A 17,590-nucleotide genomic window follows, 5' to 3' on the forward strand; every position below is an offset into this window, starting at 1 on the left:
GACGGCAGCCTGCCCCTCATCGGCGTCAACACCTTCCGCAACCCGCACGCCGACACCGCCGAACCCGCCACCGTCGAACTGGCCCGCGCCACCGAGGACGAGAAGGTCTCCCAGCTCGCACGGGTCCGCGACTACCAGGCCGGACACCGCGACCTGGCGCACGAGGCCCTGGCCGCCCTGAAGGACGCGGCGGTGAACGACCGCAATGTCTTCGCGGTGCTCATGGACGCCGCCCGGGTCTGCTCGCTCCAGCAGATCACCGACGCGTTCTTCGAGGTGGGAGGCCAGTACCGCCGTAACGTCTGATCCGGGTTCAGGTCCGCGCCCCGGGAACAGGGCGCGGGTGTGACACCCGCAGGGGGAGCTGCCCGCGGCCGCCGAGCTAGACTATGACGAGCGTTATAGGCAATGAGCTGCGGCCGGATCGGTGCGGCCGGAGGGGAGTGCGGTCGTGACCAAGTCCAGTGCGCCGTCGCGGGAGCGCATCGTGGCCGGTGCCGCCGACCTGATCAGCAGGCGCGGCCTCAACGCCGCGAGCATCCGGGAGGTGGCCCGGCACTCCAGGGCGCCGCTCGGCTCGACCTACCACTACTTCCCCGAGGGCAAGCAGCAGCTGGCGACCGAGGCGGTGCGGTACGCCGGTGACGCGGTCGCCCGGGTCCTGCGCAAGGAGCTGGAGGCGGGTCCCGTCGCCGGACTGCGGGCCTTCCTGGCGCTGTGGCGCGGCATCGTCGTCGACAGCGACTTCCGGGCGGGCTGCCCGGTGTTGGCCGTCTCGGTGGAGGAGCCGCCGGACGGGACGGTGCCGCCCGCCCTGGCCGCCGCCGCGGAGGCCTTCGCGACCTGGGAGCGGCTGCTCGCCGACGCGCTGTGCGCGCACGGGGCCGCCCCCGATCAGGCCGCCGAACTCGCGGCCCTGGTCGTGGCCGCCGTCGAGGGGGCCACCGCCATGTGCCGGGCCGGACGCAGCGTCCAGCCGCTGGACCGGGTCGGACGGCAGCTCGAAGGGGTGCTCGCGGGCGCCCTGCGGCCCGCGGACTGACGGCGGAGGGTGCCTCGGCGTCCGATCGCCATCATGTCCGGATCACGCTCCACGAAGTGCACCTGGAACCCGGCCCGGGCCGCCGGGGCGAACCGGCTCTGTAACGAGTGTCTTAGGGGTGGGGCGGGGGCGAGGGCGGTGCGGAGTCCGTCAGGCGGATTCCCGCCCGGAGTGGCCGCCCCGGTGATGTCCGTGGTCGCCGCGGTGGCCCTTGCCGTGTCCGGTGTCCTGGTCGGTGCCGGTGCCGGTGCCGGTGTCGCTGTCGCCGTCGGTCGGGCAGGTCGGGTCCTCGTCGTCCCCGGGCCCCGGCTCGGGGTCCGAGGTCTGCGGAGGCTCCGGCTGCGTGGTCTCGGGCGCGGGGGAAGTGGGCGGCGGGGTCTCCTTCGAGCCGTCGTCCTTGCCGTCGCCGGCCGGGGGTGACGTCTGCTCCTCCTCCGGCGGGGTGGCGGTGGGGGAGGGCTTCCCGGTGTCCTTCCCGTCCCCGGCCGGGGACGGCTGCCCGGTGTCGGCCGGGGCCGTCGAGGGCGTGGGGGCGGTCCGGACGTCTCCGGCGGCGTCGGCCACCCGTACGGACGGCGCCCGGTGCTCGGAGGCGTCCGCCACCGGTACGGCGGCCTCGACGGGCGGGTCCGCCGGTGCCTCCGCCGAGGGCAGCCGGCGTACGGGCGCGTCGGCGATCGGGGTGCGCGGGGCCGGGATCGGAGCGGACTTGCCCGGACCGATGACCAGGACGAAGGCGGCGGCACCCGCCACGAGCGCGCCCGCCGCCACCGCGGCCTGCGCCTTCGAGCCGCCGACCGCCACCTGGCGCACGCCGTGCAGCAGACCGGCGCCGTGCCCGCCGACCGCGGACGCCGCCCCGGCGGACCCCGCGGTGAACGCCATGAGGAACTTGCCCGTGCCGCCCAGCGCGAACAGCAGCAGCGCCGGCGCCACGATCGCGGGCAGCCGGTCGTTGGCCCGCATCAGCGCGGCCAGGCGGCCCCGGCAGTCGTCGCACGCGTCCACGTGACCGAGCAGCCGCTCGCCCTGGCGCGGGGTCGCGGCACCCCGGACGTACGCGGGCATCCGGGCCCAGTGCACCTGGCACGCCGGGTCCTCCGGGGCGCCGGTCTGGGTGCGCAGGAAGGCCTGCCGCATGCCCTCCCGCGCGCGGTGCAGCAGGACGGCCGTCGCCCCCTCCTTGGTGCCCAGCTGCGGCCCGATCGCGGCCAGCGGCTGCCCCTCCGCCTCGGCCAGCCACAGCGCCTTGACCCAGCGCTCGGGCAACTGGCCCAGCACCCGCACCACCAGATCGACCTGGGACACCTGCTCGGCCGGGTCGCCCTCGTGGGTGCCGCCCGGCTCCGCCCGCTCGTCCGTGTGCGGGTCCCGGGGCGTCTCGCGCACCGCGGTCCCGGAGGCGATCGCGAGATGCCGCACCGTCGTCCTGAGGTACGCCGGCACGTTCTCGATCTCGTGCCCCTCGGCCAGCCGTCGCCACACCCGGAAGTGCGCCTCGGCGACCAGGTCCTCGGCGGTCCAGGCGTTCCGGGTGAGCGAGCGCGCGTAGGCGACGAGCCGCGGCTGCTGCTCCTCGTAGATCCGGGCGTACGCGGCGGTCGCGGAGGCTTGGGCGGGGACGGCAGTGGACCTGTCGGTCATGGAGGAACGCTCCAGTTGCCTGCTGGGGGCCGAAGGGTTTGTCAGCCTAGATGACAAAACTTTCAATGAAAGTTGCGAGGGTTGCGTGATGTGGCGCACATCACGCCCGCACATCACGCCCGGCCGTGAGCCTCCTGTGAGTGGCGGGACAGCGCGTCGATGACCACCGCCGCGAACAGCACCCCACCGGTGATCACGAACTGCACCGCCGGGGGAGTGTCCGTGATCGCCATGCCCGACGAGATCGACTGGATGACGAGCATGCCGAGCACCGCCGACCACGTCGTACCGCGCCCGCCGAACAGACTGGTGCCGCCGATCACGGCCGCCGCGATGGCGTTCACCAGCAGGACGCCCGAGCCCGAGCTCTGGCTCACCGACGTGATGCGCGAGGCGAGGAACAGCCCGCCGATCGCCGCCATCGTGCCGGAGATCGCGAACACGGCGGTCTGCACCCGGAACACGCTGAGGCTGGCGCGGCGGGCCGCCTCGATGCTGCCGCCGAGGGCGTACACCTGGCGCCCGTAGTGGGTGCGGCGCAGCAGGATGTCCAGGCCGGCCACCACCACGAGGAAGATCAGCAGGGCGAGCGGCAGCCCCTGGAAACGGTTGAGGAGATACGCGACCCCGAACGCGACCACCGCCGTGACCCCGGTGCGCAGCCCCACGGCCGCCGAGGTGCGGTGCGGCATGCCGACCGCCCGGCGGCGCCTGCGGTCCAGGTCGGCCCCGAGGAACACCGCCCCGGTGGCCACCGCCGCCACCCCGTAGCCGACGGCGTCCTGGGTGAAGTAGTAGCTGGTCAACTTGGCGACCAGCCCGTTCTCGTCGAGGTTGACGGTGCCGCTGTCGCCGAGGACGGACAGCATCAGGCCGTTCCAGGTGAGCAGCCCCGCGAGCGTGACGACGAACGCCGGCACCCGGGTCCGGGCCGTGGAGAAGCCCTGGACGGTGCCCGCGGCGGTGCCGGTGAGCACGCCGACGACGAGGGCCAGCCACTCCGGGACCCCGTTGTTCACGTTCAGCACGGCGAAGACCGCCGCCGCCAGGCCGCTGATCGACCCCACGGACAGATCGAGTTCGCCGAGCAGCAGCACGAAGACGATGCCGACCGCGATCAGACCGGTCCCGACGATGTCCACGCTGAGGTTGGACAGGTTGCGCGGGGACAGGTAGTTCGGGTTCAGGGACTGGAAGGTGATCCAGACGACGGCGAGCACGAGCACCACGGGCAGCGAGCCCAGCTCGCCCGCCCGTACCTTGCGCTCCAGGAGCGCGAGCACACCGCGCAGGGCGCGGACCCCGCCGTCCGCCGCCCGGGAGGCGAGCCGCTCGCGCTGCGGCGGGCGGTCCTCGCCGCCGGGTGCGACGGGCTCGGCCGGGGTGCCGTCCGCCACCTTGCGCATGCCTTTCACCACCCCGACTCCCGGTGGGACGGCCGGCGGGGCACGTTCTCCGTGGCGCCGGTGATGGACGCGATGATCTGCTCCTGGGAGGCGGTGTTCACATCGAAGAAGCCGTTGTTGCGGCCGAGCCGCAGCACCGCGGCCCGGTCCGCGAGGGCCTTCACGTCCCCCATGCTGTGGCTGATCAGCAGGACGCCCAGCCCCCGGTCCCGCAGCCGGTCGATGAGGTCCAGGATCTCGGAGGTCTGCTCGAACCCGAGCGCCGCGGTCGGCTCGTCCAGCAGCAGGACGCGCGGGTCGCCGAGGAGCGAGCGGGCGATGGCGACCGTCTGCCGCTGACCGCTGGAGAGCGAGGCGACCGGCCCGCGCAGATCGGGGACCCGCCGGGTCAGACGCTCCAGCAGCTCCTGGGTGCGGCGCTCCATCTCCATCTCGTCGAGGAACCCGTACCGGCGGATCTCCCGCCCGAGGAAGAGGTTCCCGACGACGTCGAGGTTCCCGCACAGCGCGAGGTCCTGGTAGACGGTGGCGATGCCGAGGTCCCGCGCGTCGTGCGGGCGTCTGATGGGGACCGACCGGCCCTCCCACTCGATGACGCCCTTCTCCGCGGGCGCCACCCCGGAGATCACCTTCACCAGGGTGGACTTGCCGGCCCCGTTGTCCCCCAGCAGGGCGACGACCTGACCTGAGTGGATCTCCAGCTCGATGTCCGTCAGGACGTCGACCACGCCGAAGCGCTTGCACACCCCGCGCAGTGCCAGCAAGGGGGCATCGGGCACGGCAACCAACTCCTTCCCTGGACCCGGACCAGGCCGGAGTCGCGCGAGGCGCCCGTCAGATCAGCCCCGCCTCCTCGCAGGCGGGCCGGAGCTGGGGGGTGCAGATCTGCTGGGCCGTGTGGAGGCCTTCCTTCACCACGGTGTCCTTGATGGTGTCGGCGGTCACGGACACCGGCTTGAGCAGTACCGCCGGGACCCGGTCGCCGCCCCGCGGCGTCACCCGGCTCGTCGCGACCCGGTCCAGGTGCTCCCGGCGGGCCGCGGCCACGGCCATCGCCCCGCCGGCCGAGGCCTCCGGGCCGAAGGGTTTGAACACGGTCATGTACTGGTCGCCGGCCACGATCCGGCGCAGCGCGCCCAGTTCGGCGTCCTGGCCGGTGACCGGGGGCAGCGGGGCGACCTTGTTCGCCTTCAGCGCCGAGATGCTGCCGCCCGCCAGCCCGTCGTTGGCCGCGTACACCCCGTCGATGGTGTCCGCGCCGAGGGCCGCGATGGCCGCGGACATGTTCATGTGCGCGGTCTCCGCCCGCCACTGGAGGGTGTCGTACGCCTTGCCGATCTTCACCTTGCCGCGCAGCACCGACAGCGCGCCCTCCTTGAACAGGGTGCTGTTCGGGTCGGCGGGGTCGCCGTTCATCATGACGATCTGCGGCTGCGCCGCCCCGTCGCCCATCGCCTTGAGCAGCGCCCGGCCCTGGAGCCGTCCGACCTCCTTGCCGTCGAAGGAGACGTACCCGGAGATCGGCCCCTGGGCCAGCCGGTCGTAGGCGATCACGGGGATGCCCGCCGCGTGGGCCTCCGCGACCGACGAGGCGAGGGACTTCCCGTCCACGGCCACCAGCACGATGGCGTCCACCCCCTTGGTGATCATCGAGTCCATCTGCTCCTGCTGGGTGGCCACCTCGCCCCTGGCGTTGGCGTGCTCGATCACGCAGGTGTCGCACAACTCCTTGATCTTCTTCTCCAGGAGCGGCCGGTCCTGTGCCTCCCAGCGCGCCGTGGTGGCGTCCGGCAGCAGCAGACCGATGCTCGGCGCGGTCCCCCCGTCGGGGTCGTTCCCGGCGCCCGCCCCGCAGGCCGCGAGGGCGACCGCCGCCGAGACCGCGGTCACGGCGGCGGCCGTGTCCCGTATGCAGGCCTTCATGAGTGGTACCTGATGTAGACGACGATGGCGGCGATGGCGACGATCGAGGGCGATCGCCGGTTGCTTCGGACGGTATGTCTGGTTGGTTCGTATATGCGATTCTGGTGGGTGGGTGCCCCGTTCTCAACCTGTCGGCACCCGCGGCGGGGACGGGAGGTACGTTGCGGACATGCCTCGACCGGGCCCTGATCTTGGCCGGAGCGACACAGGCGGCGGTCTACACGCCCGGGGCCGGGAACCAAGAGCTTCGGCTGGTGGATTCGGCGGGAGGGATCCCTTCCGAGCCGGGGCCGCCGGTCCGGCTCCCCCTGCCCGGTGACTCGCCCGCCGCCCGCGCCTTCCTCACCGACCGCCCCCTGTGGCTGACCACGGACCCCTCGCTCGGCGCGCTGCCCCTCGACGCGGAGGGGAGGCGACTGGGCTGCCTCGTCGTCACGGGTGCCTCGGCCGAGGGCTTCGAGGCCGACCAGCGCCGCTTCCTGGAACGCTACGCCGACGCCGTCGCCGGTCTCCTCCAGCCGGTGAAGGGCCCGCCCGAGCCGTCCTCGGTGCTGGACCCCGCCCTGCGCAGCCTGCGCGTCGGCTCCTTCGTCCTGGTCCCGGACACCGGTCTGATCGAGGCCGACGACACCCTGCTCGACCTGGTCGGCATCTCCGCGGACGACTTCGACGGCAAGGCCGACACCCTCCTCGCCCACGCCCTCCCGGAGGACATGCACGCCCTGATGTCGGTCCTGGAGCCGTCCCCCCAGGCCTCCGGCCGACGCGAACTGGAGTTCCGGGTCCGCGGCCCCACCGGCGAGATGCGCTGGCTCAGCCTGATCTGCCGGGCCGAACCGGCCACCGCCGACCGGCCGGAACAGGTGCTCGGCGTGGTGACCGCCACGCCCGTGCTGCGCCGCAGCGCCGACGACGTCTCCCGCATCCAGTGGCTGACCGCCGCCCTCGACGACGCCGTGACCGTCCGTGACGTCGGCCGTGTGGTGGTGTCGGCCCTGCGTGAGCCGCTGGGCGCCGACCGGGTGGCCCTCGCCGCCCTCCAGGACGACCGGCTGATGGTCACCGTCCTCGACCCGCCGCAGCCCGCCGCCTGGCCGGACGCCTGGCGGGCCGAATGGCGCACCGAGTGGCCCGACGCGCCCGTCCGCGCCCTGCCCACCCTGCAAGCCGCCCTGGGCGACGGCCGGATGGACCTGTGGCCCGCGGGCACCGCCCTCGAACCCGGCCTCGCCGGCATCGGCCCCGGCGGACTCGCCGTCCTGCCACTGCCCGCCAAGGGCCGGGTGGCCGGAGTGTGCCTGGTCGGCTGGGACCACCCGCACGACTTCGTCCCCGAGGAACGCTCGCTGCTCACCGCCACCGCGGCCCTCGTCGGCCAGGCACTCCAGCGCGCCCACGCCCACGACGCCGAGCAGGAACTCGCCACCATGCTCCAGCGCAGCCTGCTGCCCCGCCGGCTGCCCGAACTGCCCGGCGGGATCGCCGTCGCCCGCTATCTGCCCGCCCGGCGCGGCCTCCAGGTGGGCGGCGACTGGTACGACGTCATCGCCCTGTCCGAGGACCGCGTCGCCCTCGTCATCGGCGACGTACAGGGCCACAGCGCCGGAGCCGCCACGATCATGGGCCAGATGCGCACCGCGGTCCGGGCGTACGCCATGGAGGGCCACCCGCCCGACGTCGTCGTCTCGCACGCCAACCGGCTCCTCGTCGGCATGGAGACCGACCTCTTCGCCACCTGCTGCTACGCCGAACTCGACATGGAGGAGGGCAACACCCTCTTCGTCCGCGCCGGGCACCTCGCCCCGCTGGTGCGCCACCCCGACGGCGGCACCGAGGAGGTGGAGGTCGCGGGCGGGCCCCCGCTCGGCATCCTCGCCGAGGCGGAGTTCCCCATGACCTCCGTCGCACTGGCCCCCGGCACCGTGCTCGCCCTCGTCACCGACGGACTGGTCGAGGCCGCCGACCTGCCGCTCGACGAGGGCATGCGCCGCACCCGCACCGCGCTCGCCGCCGCCGACCCCGCCGACCTGGGCGCGATGGCCGACGAACTGCTCGGCGACGACGGCCGCCGCGAGGACGACGTGGCGCTGCTGCTCCTGCGCTACGACGGCATGGAGACCCGTCCGATCCGGGCCGGCTGGATGGTGTGGCGGCTCCCCGACGCCGTCATGCACGCCCGCCGCTTCACCGCGCGCACCCTGCGCCGGTGGAAGGTCGCGGAAGCCGGCGACGCGGTCCTGCTGGTCGTCTCCGAACTCGTCACCAACGCCCTGGTGCACACCACGGGACCGGTCCGGCTCGACCTGGTGCTGCGCGGGGACCGGGTCCGGGTCGGCGTGAGCGACGCCTCGCCGCGCGCCCCCGCCAAGCCGGTGATCGTGGACTGGGAGTCCACCGGCGGCCGGGGCCTGATGCTGGTCGAGGCGATGTCGGAGTCCTCCGGCTCGGTCCCGGTGGCCGGCGGCAAACAGGTGTGGAGCGAGATCGTCGTACCGGACGAAGAAGCAGATGGCGCCCCCGGCCGCGCACCGGTCGCCGGGGCGGAAGCCGGTGGGTTGCCATGAGGCGGCACGGCCGGCCGGTCACCGCGGTGGTCGCCGCCGCCCTCCTCGCCCTGCCCGCGGTCGCCTGCGGCGGGGGCACCGGCCCCGGCTCCGGCTCCGACGCCTTCACCGTCGGCCTGCTCCTGCCCAGCCGGTCCGTCCCCCGCTGGGAGCACGCCGACCGGCCCCTGATCGAGGCGGAGGTCAAGAAACTCTGCCCCAAATGCTCCTTCGAGTACGCCAACGCCGAGAACGACGCGACCCGCCAGCAGCAACAGATGACCTCCATGATCACCAAAGGGGCCAAGGTGGTGATCCTCGACGCCGCCGACACCCGCGCGCTGCGCTCCTCGATCCAGGAGGCGCGCACGGCGGGCGTCCCCGTGGTCGCCTACGACCGGCTCGCCGAGGGCCCCGTCTCCGGCTTCGTCGGGTTCGACGCCCTCCAGGTCGGCCGGCTCCAGGGCCAGGGTCTCCTGGACGGCCTGGAGAAGCAGGCCGACGGCCGGACCGTCGTGATGATGAACGGCGACCCGACCAGCACCAACGCCGGCTTGTACCGCAAGGGCGCGCTGTCCGTCCTCCAGGACCGGGTGCGCGTCGCCCGGTCGTACGAGACCCAGGACTGGAGCACCCAGGCCGCGCACGCCAACATGTCCGCCGCCATCGCCGCCCTCGGCCCCTACGGGATCGACGGCGTCCTCGCGGCCAACGACACCATCGCCACCGGTGTCATCTCCGCCCTCAAGAGCGCCGGCGTGCACCGGCTGCCGCCCGTCACCGGCCAGGACGCCGACCTCGACGCCGTACGCCGCATCCTCAAGGGCGAGCAGTACATGACGGTCTACAAGCCGTTCCGCCAGGAGGCCGCCGAGGCCGCCGCCATGGCCGTCGCCCTGGGCCGCGGCGAGGACGCCCGCGACCACGCGCCGACCACCGTGGACAGCCCCACCACCCGCGACATCCCGGCCGTCCTGCTCACCCCGCAGTCGGTGAAGGCCGCCGACATCGAACGGACCCTGATCAAGGACGGCGTGTACACCGTCGACCGGATCTGCGTCCCCCCGGTGCGGGCCGCCTGCGAGCGCCTCGGGCTCAGCCCGTGACGGACCCCTGGGTCCGCAGCCGCTCCGCCTGCTCCGCGGTCACCTTCTCCTCCGCGCCGCAGAAGGTGCACTGCGTCAGATACGTCGTCGAGACCGGGAACAACGGCACGAAGAACAGCGTGAACCTGGTGACCCGCTTGCGCAGCGTGTGCGCGGCCGGGTTGCCGCACCGGCCGCACACCAGCGTCAGGATCGCCAGCCGGTACAGATAGCCCTTGGTGCCGAAGATGATCACGCGGCTGCTCCCCTCCCGGTCCGTGCCCGTGTGCACGGCCCAGTCTCGCGCATGCGGCAGGCGGGTTCATGCCCTGGGCCACGCGGGGGAACCCCCGGCCGTGACTGCCGCCGCCGTCACCCGCCCGCCGCCATGTTCGTGACGCGCCGCACCCCGGCGCCTTCCGTGCCCCCCAAGGAGAGGCCCATGCCCCGACTTCCCCGCCTGGCGGGCGTCACCGCGGTGACCCTCGCCCTCGGTCTGCTCGCGACGGCTCCCGCGGCGGGCGGCGCACCGAGCGTGTCCGACCCGCGCGTCATCGCCCACTTCGACTTCGCGCAGGGCCGAACGCCCGAGAACCTCGCCCTCGAACCCGACGGCTCCGCCGACCTGACCTTCTTCTTCGCCCGGAAGGTCGTCAACGTCACCCGCACCGGCGCCACCCGGACCCTCGCCACCCTGCCCGCCGTCGCCCACCCCCACACCCCGATCGTGACGGCCGCCGTCGTCACCGGCATCGCGCGCGCCGACGACGGCACCCTCTACGTCAACTACGCCACCGGAACCCGCAGGACCGGCATCTGGCGCCTGGCCCCCGACGGCGGAGCCCCGCGGCAGATCGCCGAACTCCCCGCCGACGGCTTCCCCAACGGTCTCGCCCTCGACGAGCGCCGGGGCGTCCTCTACGCGGCCGACTCCGTGCTCGGCACCGTCTGGCGCGTCCCCGTCGAGGGCGGCACCCGCACGGCCTGGGCCACGGGAGCCGCACTCGACCCGGGGACCGGCCCCGACGCCTCCGGCTTCGGCGCCAACGGACTGAGGTTCCACCACGGCGCCGTCTGGGTGTCCAACAGCGACGCCGGCACCCTCCTGCGCATCCCCGTCCGCGAGGACGGCTCCGCCGGACCCGTGCGCACCCGCGCGACCGGCCTCACGGGCATCGACGACTTCGGGTTCGTCGAGCGGCACCGCGACACCGTCCTCGCCGCGCTGTTCAGCAGCAGCGAGGTGGTCCGGATCGCCCCGGACGGCGCCCGCTCCGTCGTCCTCAGCGCCGACGACGGCCTCTCCAACCCGACCGCCGTCGCCGTCCGCGGCCGAAGCGCCTACGTGACCAGCGCGTCCTACCTCGACCAGGACGACCCGAACCTCCTCCTCGCCCGCGTCCACCAGCGCGCCCGCGGCTGACTCAGCGCTCGTGCACGACCCGCCCGTCGAACACCGTCAGATCCACCCCCACCTCGGTGATCTCGTGCGGGTCGAGGCCGAGCAGCGGCCGGTCCAGCACACACAGGTCCGCGGCCCTCCCGGCCTGGACCGTCCCCTTCCACTCCTCCGCGAAGTCCTGCCGGGCCGGGTGGACCGTGTACGCCCGCAGCGCGTCGACCAGGCCCACGCACTGCTCGGGACCGCTGGCACGGCCGCTCGCCTTCGACTCCCGCAGCATCATCGCGGCCACCCCCTGCCGCCAGTCCGGCGTGGTGATCGGCGCGTCGGAGGAGGCGCAGACCGCGACCCCCGCCTCCAGCGCGGACCGCACGGGCCACTGGTAGGCCGACCGCTCCCGCCCCACCACCTCGTCCATCAGGTCCGAGACAGTCCACTTGATCGCCGGGTTCATGTTCACGCCCCAGCCGTGCGCGGCCAGCCGCGCCAGCGAGCGGGGGCCGACGAAGTCGCCGTGGATGACGTAGTGCCGGGCGTCCGGCCGGGGCACGGCCGCGTCGGCCGCGACCAACGCGTCCACGACCGCGTCGATCGCCAGATCGCCGGTGACATGCACACCCAGCTGATGACCCGCCGCGTGCGCGACGCGGATCATCTCCCGCAGCTCCTCGCTCCGCAGCGCGGGCGTGTCCCCGTGCACGCACAGCGCGCCGTGACCGCCGCCGGCGTACGGCTCGCTCATCCACGCCGTACGGTTCGGCGGCACCCCGTCCGCGAAGATCTTCACCCCGAGCACGTTCAGCAGGCGCGGATCGGCCGTGGCCGGCGCGCCCAGCTCCGCCAGGCCCTTGCGCAGCTCGTCGGCCGAGCCGCCCATCGGCGCGGGCAGCAGCAGCACACCGACCCGGGCGTCGAGTTCGCCGTCGGCCACGAGGCCGGCGTACGCGGTCAGGTTGTCGGTGCTCAGCCCGCCGAAGAACGTCGTGGCACCGCCCGGCCCGAGCCCCGGCTCGGTGTAGCTGGTGATGCCACGCGTGTGCAGCTCCGCGACGACCGACCGGATGGCCTCCCGGCGCCGCGCGACCGTGGGGGAGGGCAGCGCGGCCAGCACCAGGGGCTGGGCGGCCTCCCGCAGGATCCCGCTGGGCCGGCCGTCCGCGTCCCGGTCGACGACCCCGCCCGGCGGGGCCGCGCTCCCGGCGTCGATGCCGCACACCCGCAGTGCCGCGCTGTTCACCCACACCATGTGCGAGGAGAAGTCGGTGAGACACACCGGATGGTCCGGCGCCACGGCGTCCAGGTCCCGACGGTGCGGGAACCGCCGTGGATCGCCCACGCACTCCGCGAGATAGCCGGGGTCCCAGCCCAGCCCCACGATCCACTCACCGGGCCCGGCCGCGGCCGCGGCCCGCCCGACCGCCCGGGCGACGTCGGCGATCGACCGCACGGCCGGATGACCGACGTCCAGGGCGAACGGGGGCTTCGTCATCCCGTACGCGGCCCCGTGCAGATGGGAGTCGTTGATGCCGGGCAGGACGGTCCGCCCGCCGAGGTCGACGACCCGGGTCCCGGGCCCGGCCAGGGCGCGCACCTCGGCGTCCGAGCCGACGGCCACGATGTCCCGGCCGCGCACGGCCACGCCTTCCGCGACGGTGAACGCGTCGTCGAGGGTGAGGACCTGACCACCGGTCAGGACGAGGGTGGGGGTGCTGTCGCTCACGCGAGACCTTTCTGCACGCTCGGAGGAGGGGGCGGTCACCGGGTCGTCCGGGGACCGAGGAAGGCGAGGCCCGCGCCCGCCACCAGGGCCACGCCCTGGGCCATCTGCTGCCAGAAGGCGGGCACGTTCAACAGGGTGAGGCCGTTCTGCAGACAACCGAGGAACAGCACGCCGAGCAGCACCCCGAACACCGAGCCGCTGCCGCCGCTCAGCGCGACCCCGCCGAGCAGCACCGCCGTCAGCACGGTCAGTTCGAAGCCCGCCCCCGACGTCCCCGCCACCGCGCTGTCCAGCACCGACGCCTTGATCGCACCGGCCAGCGCCGCCGCCACCCCTGTCACCACGAACAGCGCGAACGGCGCCCGGCGCACCGCGATGCCCGACAGATGGGCCGCCTCGCGGTTCACCCCGATCGCGAAGACATGCCGCCCCGCCGGGGTGAACGCCAGGAACGCCGCGCCCGCCACCAGCACCAGCGCGGCGATCACCACCGGCGCGTCGACCCCGGCGATCCGCGACCCGCCGAGCCAGGCGAACCCCGGCCCGAAACCGCTCAGCGGCAGCGGGAACAGCTGCTGCGCCAGCCCGCGCACGGCGGTCAGCATGCCCAGCGTCACGATGAACGGCGACAGCCCCAGGTAGCAGCAGAGCGTCCCGTTCACGGCACCCACGGCCGCGCCCACCGCCAGCGCGCCGAGCACCGCGACCACCGGCGACTGGTGCTGCTCCCCGGCGAGCCGGCCGGCCACCAGCCCGCCCAGGGCGAGCGTGGAACCGACCGACAGATCGAGATACCCGCTGATCACCAGCAGCGCGAGCGGGACGGCCACCACGGCGAGCGTCGCCGCGTCGGTGGCGATCCCGCGCAGATTGCCCGCGTCGAGGAAGCTGCCCGTCGTCACCTGGAAGACCAGCACCATCACGGCGAGGACGGCGAGCAGCGGATGCCGGCGTACGGCGGTGAGCCGCCCGTACGACATCCCCCGCGCGGCGGTCAGAGTGGTCATGCTGCTCCTTCGTGGACGGCCGACAGCAGCGCGGCCTCGGTGAGTTCGGGTCCGCTCAGCTCGCCGACGACCCGGCCGGCCGCGACGATCAGAGCGCGGTGGGCGAGCGCGACGACCTCCTCGGGGTCGTTGGACGCGAACAGCACGGCGGTGCCGCGCTCGGCGGCGAGGGTGCGGACGACGTCGTAGATCTCCTGGCGGGCGCCGATGTCGACGCCCTGCGTGGGCTCGTCGAGGAGCAGGACGTCCACCTCGCGTGCCTCGTTGATCCAGCGGCCGAGGACGAGTTTCTGCTGGTTGCCGCCGGAGAAGGCGGCGGCGGGGAGGTCCGGGCGGGCCGGGCGCAGGGCGACGGCGTCGGACAGCGTCCCGAAGACCCGGCGTTCGGCGCTGCCCGAGCGCACTCCGCGACGGGCCAGTCGGCGGACGCTGGGGAGCAGGGCGTTGTCCTGGGCGCTCAGGTTCGGGAACAACGCCTGGCCGCGCCTGTCCCCGGGGACCAGGGCGATGCGGGCCGCCAAGGCGTCCGAGGGGCGGGCGGGGCGGACGGGCCGGGTGCCGACGTGGATCGTTCCGGCGGTCGCGCGGTGTCTGCCGTAGACCGTCTCGAGGAGGCTGGTGCGGCCGGAGCCGGTCAGGCCGTAGAGGGCGACGATCCCGCCTTCGGCGACCTCGAGGTCCACCGGGCCGAAGCGGGGGCCTCGCAGGGCGTCGAGGGTGAGGCGGCTCGCGGGCGGGTGCGGGCTTCGTCGCGGCCGGTCGCGCGGTGCCCCGGGCCCCGGTGAGGTGGGGCCGGTGATCGCTCGTACCAGGTCACGGCGGGACTGGCCTTCCATCCGTGCGTGGTGGGAGACCCTTCCGTCGCGCAGGACCGTCACCTCGTCCGCCAGGCGTTCCACCTCTCCCAGCAGATGGGTGACGTAGACGATCGCCAGGCCCTGGGTGCGCAGGTCCTCCACCCGTTCGGCCAGCGCCTCGCTCTCCGTGCCGGACAGGGCGGCCGTCGGTTCGTCCAGGACCAGGACCGAGGCGCTGCGGCTGAGGGCCTTGGCGATCTCGACCAGCTGGCGCTGGCCCATGGGGAGTCCGCCCACCCGGTCGCGGGGGGAGCAGGTGGCGGCGACCCGTTCGAGCAGGCCGGCGGCGACCTCCTCCTGGGCGCGGCGGTCGATCCGGCCGTACCGGGTCCACTCCTGGCCGAGGAAGATGTTCTCGGCCACCGTCAGGGAGTCGACGACGCTGAGGGTCTGGAAGATGATCGCCACCCCGGCGGCGATCGACTCACGGGGGCTCAGCCGGGTGTGGGAGACGCCGCCCACCTCGATGGTGCCCGCGTCCGGCGGGAAGGCCCCGCCGAGGCAGCGGATCAGGGTGGACTTGCCGGCGCCGTTGTGGCCGAGCAGCGCGTGCACCCGGCCGCCCGGGACGGTGAGGTCGACGCCGTCCAGGGCCCGGACACCGCCGAAGGACTTGGTCAGCCCCCGGATCCGCAGACTGGGTTCGGTCATGGTGGGCGCCTAGGAGTTCTGGGCGAGCAGGGCGTCGATGCGCGCGGTGTCGCCGGGCCCGACCAGAGTGATCGGCACCTGGACACCGGGGTTCGCCTTCCCGGCGGCCACCGCGAGCGGCACGTCCACGATCGCGTCGGCGATGTCCTTCGGCGCGAGCGCGGCGGAGGCGCGGTAGAAGGTGCCCTGCTTGATCGCGAGGAGGGAGGGGGCGGCGCCGTCCTGCCCGCCGACGAACGTCTTCGCGTCCGTCGCCTTGCGGCCCGTCTGCTGGAGCGCCTTGAAACCGCCGTAGGCCGCCGCGTCCGTGACGCCGAGGACGAGGTTGAGGTCGGGGTGCTTGGCGAGGACGGCCCGGGTCTTCGACAGACCGGTGTCCGGGTCGATGGCCTGTTCCTGCGCGACGACGTCCACCCCCGGGGCCTTCGCGGTGAACGCGTCGACCATGCCCTTGGTACGCTCGCGGCCGAGCTGGATGGTGCTGTCGGTGAGGAAGGCGATCTTGCCCTTGCCGCCCAGGGTCTCGTTGGCCCACTGCGCGGCCGCCTCTCCGAGGAGCCGGCCGCCCTCCAGGAAGCTGAACTGGATGTCGGCGCTCTGGTGTTCCAGCGATCCGCCGTACGTCACCCAGATCAGCCCCGCGTCCAGCGCCCGCTTCGCCAGCGCCTCGGTGGCCTCGAAGACCATCGGGAAGGACACGATCGCCGGCACCTTCCGGGCGACCCAGGTGGTGAGGTTGGCGGCCTGGGTGTCGGCGCTGCTCGCGTCGCTGGTGGTCAGCAGCGAGACGCCGTGCCTCTTCGCGGCGGCGGTGGAGAGCTTGACGAGGGTCGCGTACAGGGGGAGCTGGGTGAAGGGGTAGTCGAGGCCGATCTGCCGCAGCTCCGAGGCCCGTGCCGCGGGCGTGCCCGCCGCCCCGGTCGTGCTCGTGCCACCGGGGGCCGAGCAGCCCGCGGCGCCGAGCGCCCCGGTCGCCACGGCACCGGCCGACCAGGCGAGGAAGCGGCGGCGGGAAGCCGTGGGGGTGAGGGCGAACGGGGATCTGGACATGGCGGAACTCCCAGGGAAGGCGGCCCGGCGCGACGGGCGTCCGGCTGTGCCGAACAGGAAAGACCCGTGCGCCGCGCCCCGCCATCCGTAGAAATACCGACCGGCGCCGGGTCCCGGGAACGCCTTGTGGGGCTGGCCCGCCGCCCCTATCGTTAGGGCCCAAATAACTCGCCCGTCATCTCTCCCGACCGCCAGAGAACTCCCCGGAGGCCCGCGTGTTCGGTCACCGGCAGATCGCCGCCGCCGCCCGTATCGGCATGCTCACCCGGGAACGGGACACCGTCGGCGCCTGCGCCGAGGCCGTGGCGGAGCTGGGCCGGGCCCTGCCGTTCGACGCGGTCACCCTGCTCTGCATCGACCCCGTCTCCCGCTCCCATGTCCAGGTCGCGGGCCTCGGCTACACCGCCGAGGACTCCCAGGCCCTGGCCGCCGAGTTCGTTCCCACGCCCTGGTACGACAACGTCGTCGGCCGTGAGCTGCCGATGTCGATCTCCGAGGACGCCGACGACGCCCCCGGCCCGCGCTTCCGGCAGGGCTGGTTCTACGCCGAGCGGGTCCGGCCGACCGGCTTCCGCGACGGCCTGACCGGGGCGCTGCGGCACGACGGGCGGCTGGTCGGCCTGGTGCATCTGTCCACCGAGGGCCGGGACGTCTACGACACCGAGGCGCGCCGCCTGCTCGCCTCCCTGCTGCCCGCCCTCGGCGCCCTGGCCGACCCGGCCGATCCGCGCGATCTGCCCGCCGGGGCACGGGCCGGACTGTTCACGGCCGGCGGAGCCGTCGACCTGCCGGGCCGGGAACGCGCCGAAGTCCTGCACGACCCCGGCTTCCGGCGCCTCGCGGAGGCGTTCGAGGCCTCCGGAGGGCTCCGGCTGCGGGTGCTGTGGCCGGTGGGCGCCGGCTGGTGCCGGGTGGTGCTGCGCCGCCGTACCGTCGGCCCCGTACGGGAGGCGGTGCTGGTCACCGAGGTGCCCGCCGAGCTGCCGTACGGTGTCAGCCCGCGCGAGCTGGAGGTGCTCACCCGGGCCGCCACGGGCCAGACCAACCAGGCCATCGCCCAGGCCCTCTATCTGTCACCGCGCACCGTGCACAGCCACATCGAGCACCTCCTGCGCAAGACCGGCTGTGCCTCCCGCGCCGAGGCCACCGCCCTGGCGGTCCGCGACGGTGTCCTGCGCCCGGCCCCCGAGCACCTCGCCCACTTCGTGGAGCGGGTCCCGGCCGACTGAGCGGGCGGGCGGACAGGCGGGCGGCCGGGCG

Annotated in this window: 15 protein-coding genes; 6 read left to right on the plus strand and 9 right to left on the minus strand. The window is 74.1% G+C overall.

The genetic code is table 11. The features are described from left to right. Together ABZ490_RS46320 and ABZ490_RS46325 are read left to right on the plus strand one after the other, a co-directional pair. A partial coding sequence (locus ABZ490_RS46320) for a hypothetical protein (RefSeq protein ID WP_359004923.1) occupies window positions 1-306 on the plus strand: 306 nt, incomplete at its 5' end. 145 nt (window positions 307-451) lie between these two features. After that, window positions 452-1,042 (plus strand): TetR/AcrR family transcriptional regulator, encoded by a 591-nt coding sequence (locus ABZ490_RS46325; protein WP_359004926.1) that lies wholly within the window; start codon window positions 452-454, stop codon window positions 1,040-1,042. A 150-nt stretch (window positions 1,043-1,192) separates the two neighbouring features. Here the strand turns inward: ABZ490_RS46325 and ABZ490_RS46330 are convergent, their stop codons facing one another. The 4 genes from ABZ490_RS46330 to ABZ490_RS46345 form a co-directional block, all read right to left on the minus strand. After that, complete coding sequence (locus ABZ490_RS46330) at window positions 1,193-2,686, minus strand: sigma-70 family RNA polymerase sigma factor (protein ID WP_359004929.1); 1,494 nt, start codon at window positions 2,684-2,686, stop codon at window positions 1,193-1,195. Window positions 2,687-2,799: 113 nt separating this feature from the next. Beyond that, window positions 2,800-4,092 (minus strand): sugar ABC transporter permease, encoded by a 1,293-nt coding sequence (locus ABZ490_RS46335; protein ID WP_359004932.1) that lies wholly within the window; start codon window positions 4,090-4,092, stop codon window positions 2,800-2,802. 5 nt (window positions 4,093-4,097) lie between these two features. Further along, complete coding sequence (locus ABZ490_RS46340; protein WP_359004935.1) at window positions 4,098-4,871, minus strand: ATP-binding cassette domain-containing protein; 774 nt, start codon at window positions 4,869-4,871, stop codon at window positions 4,098-4,100. 55 nt (window positions 4,872-4,926) lie between these two features. Continuing rightward, entirely contained in the window at window positions 4,927-6,015 is a 1,089-nt protein-coding gene (locus tag ABZ490_RS46345; RefSeq protein WP_359004937.1) for a substrate-binding domain-containing protein, read from the minus strand. A gap of 161 nt (window positions 6,016-6,176) precedes the next feature. Here ABZ490_RS46345 and ABZ490_RS46350 point away from each other — a divergent pair, with 161 nt between their 5' ends. Beyond that, a complete protein-coding gene (locus ABZ490_RS46350; protein WP_359004940.1) occupies window positions 6,177-8,579 on the plus strand; it encodes a SpoIIE family protein phosphatase in 2,403 nt (800 codons plus the stop codon). Next, window positions 8,576-9,664 carry a substrate-binding domain-containing protein gene (locus ABZ490_RS46355; RefSeq protein WP_359004943.1) on the plus strand — a complete coding sequence of 363 codons (1,089 nt, stop codon included), beginning with the start codon at window positions 8,576-8,578 and terminating at the stop codon, window positions 9,662-9,664. The genes ABZ490_RS46350 and ABZ490_RS46355 overlap by 4 nt, the downstream gene beginning before the upstream one ends. Here the strand turns inward: ABZ490_RS46355 and ABZ490_RS46360 are convergent. After that, entirely contained in the window at window positions 9,654-9,899 is a 246-nt protein-coding gene (locus ABZ490_RS46360; protein ID WP_359004946.1) for a zinc-ribbon domain-containing protein, read from the minus strand. The genes ABZ490_RS46355 and ABZ490_RS46360 overlap by 11 nt on opposite strands. 186 nt (window positions 9,900-10,085) lie before the next feature. Between ABZ490_RS46360 and ABZ490_RS46365 the strand changes: the two genes are divergently transcribed. After that, a complete protein-coding gene (locus ABZ490_RS46365) occupies window positions 10,086-11,066 on the plus strand; it encodes a hypothetical protein (RefSeq protein WP_359004949.1) in 981 nt (326 codons plus the stop codon). Between the two features lies 1 nt (window position 11,067). On the opposite strand, the gene ABZ490_RS46370 is transcribed toward ABZ490_RS46365, so the two are convergent. The 4 genes from ABZ490_RS46370 to ABZ490_RS46385 are packed head-to-tail and all read right to left on the minus strand — an operon-like array spanning window position 11,068 to window position 16,330. Then, entirely contained in the window at window positions 11,068-12,765 is a 1,698-nt protein-coding gene (locus tag ABZ490_RS46370) for an amidohydrolase (RefSeq protein WP_359004952.1), read from the minus strand. A 35-nt stretch (window positions 12,766-12,800) separates the two neighbouring features. Continuing rightward, complete coding sequence (locus tag ABZ490_RS46375; protein ID WP_359004955.1) at window positions 12,801-13,772, minus strand: ABC transporter permease; 972 nt, start codon at window positions 13,770-13,772, stop codon at window positions 12,801-12,803. Beyond that, on the minus strand, window positions 13,769-15,280 hold the full coding sequence (locus ABZ490_RS46380) for a sugar ABC transporter ATP-binding protein (protein WP_359004958.1): 1,512 nt from the start codon (window positions 15,278-15,280) through the stop codon (window positions 13,769-13,771). Before ABZ490_RS46380 ends, ABZ490_RS46375 begins: the two co-directional genes overlap by 4 nt. A gap of 9 nt (window positions 15,281-15,289) precedes the next feature. Next, complete coding sequence (locus ABZ490_RS46385) at window positions 15,290-16,330, minus strand: substrate-binding domain-containing protein (RefSeq protein WP_359004961.1); 1,041 nt, start codon at window positions 16,328-16,330, stop codon at window positions 15,290-15,292. A gap of 215 nt (window positions 16,331-16,545) precedes the next feature. On the opposite strand from ABZ490_RS46385, the gene ABZ490_RS46390 reads away from it, so the two are divergent. After that, the gene (locus ABZ490_RS46390) at window positions 16,546-17,559 is read left to right on the plus strand and encodes a LuxR C-terminal-related transcriptional regulator (RefSeq protein WP_359004964.1); all 1,014 of its coding nucleotides are present in this window, start codon (window positions 16,546-16,548) and stop codon (window positions 17,557-17,559) included. Window positions 17,560-17,590 lie beyond the last annotated feature (31 nt).

It is taken from the genome of Streptomyces sp. NPDC005811 (genome assembly GCF_040630405.1).
Classification (GTDB): domain Bacteria; phylum Actinomycetota; class Actinomycetes; order Streptomycetales; family Streptomycetaceae; genus Streptomyces.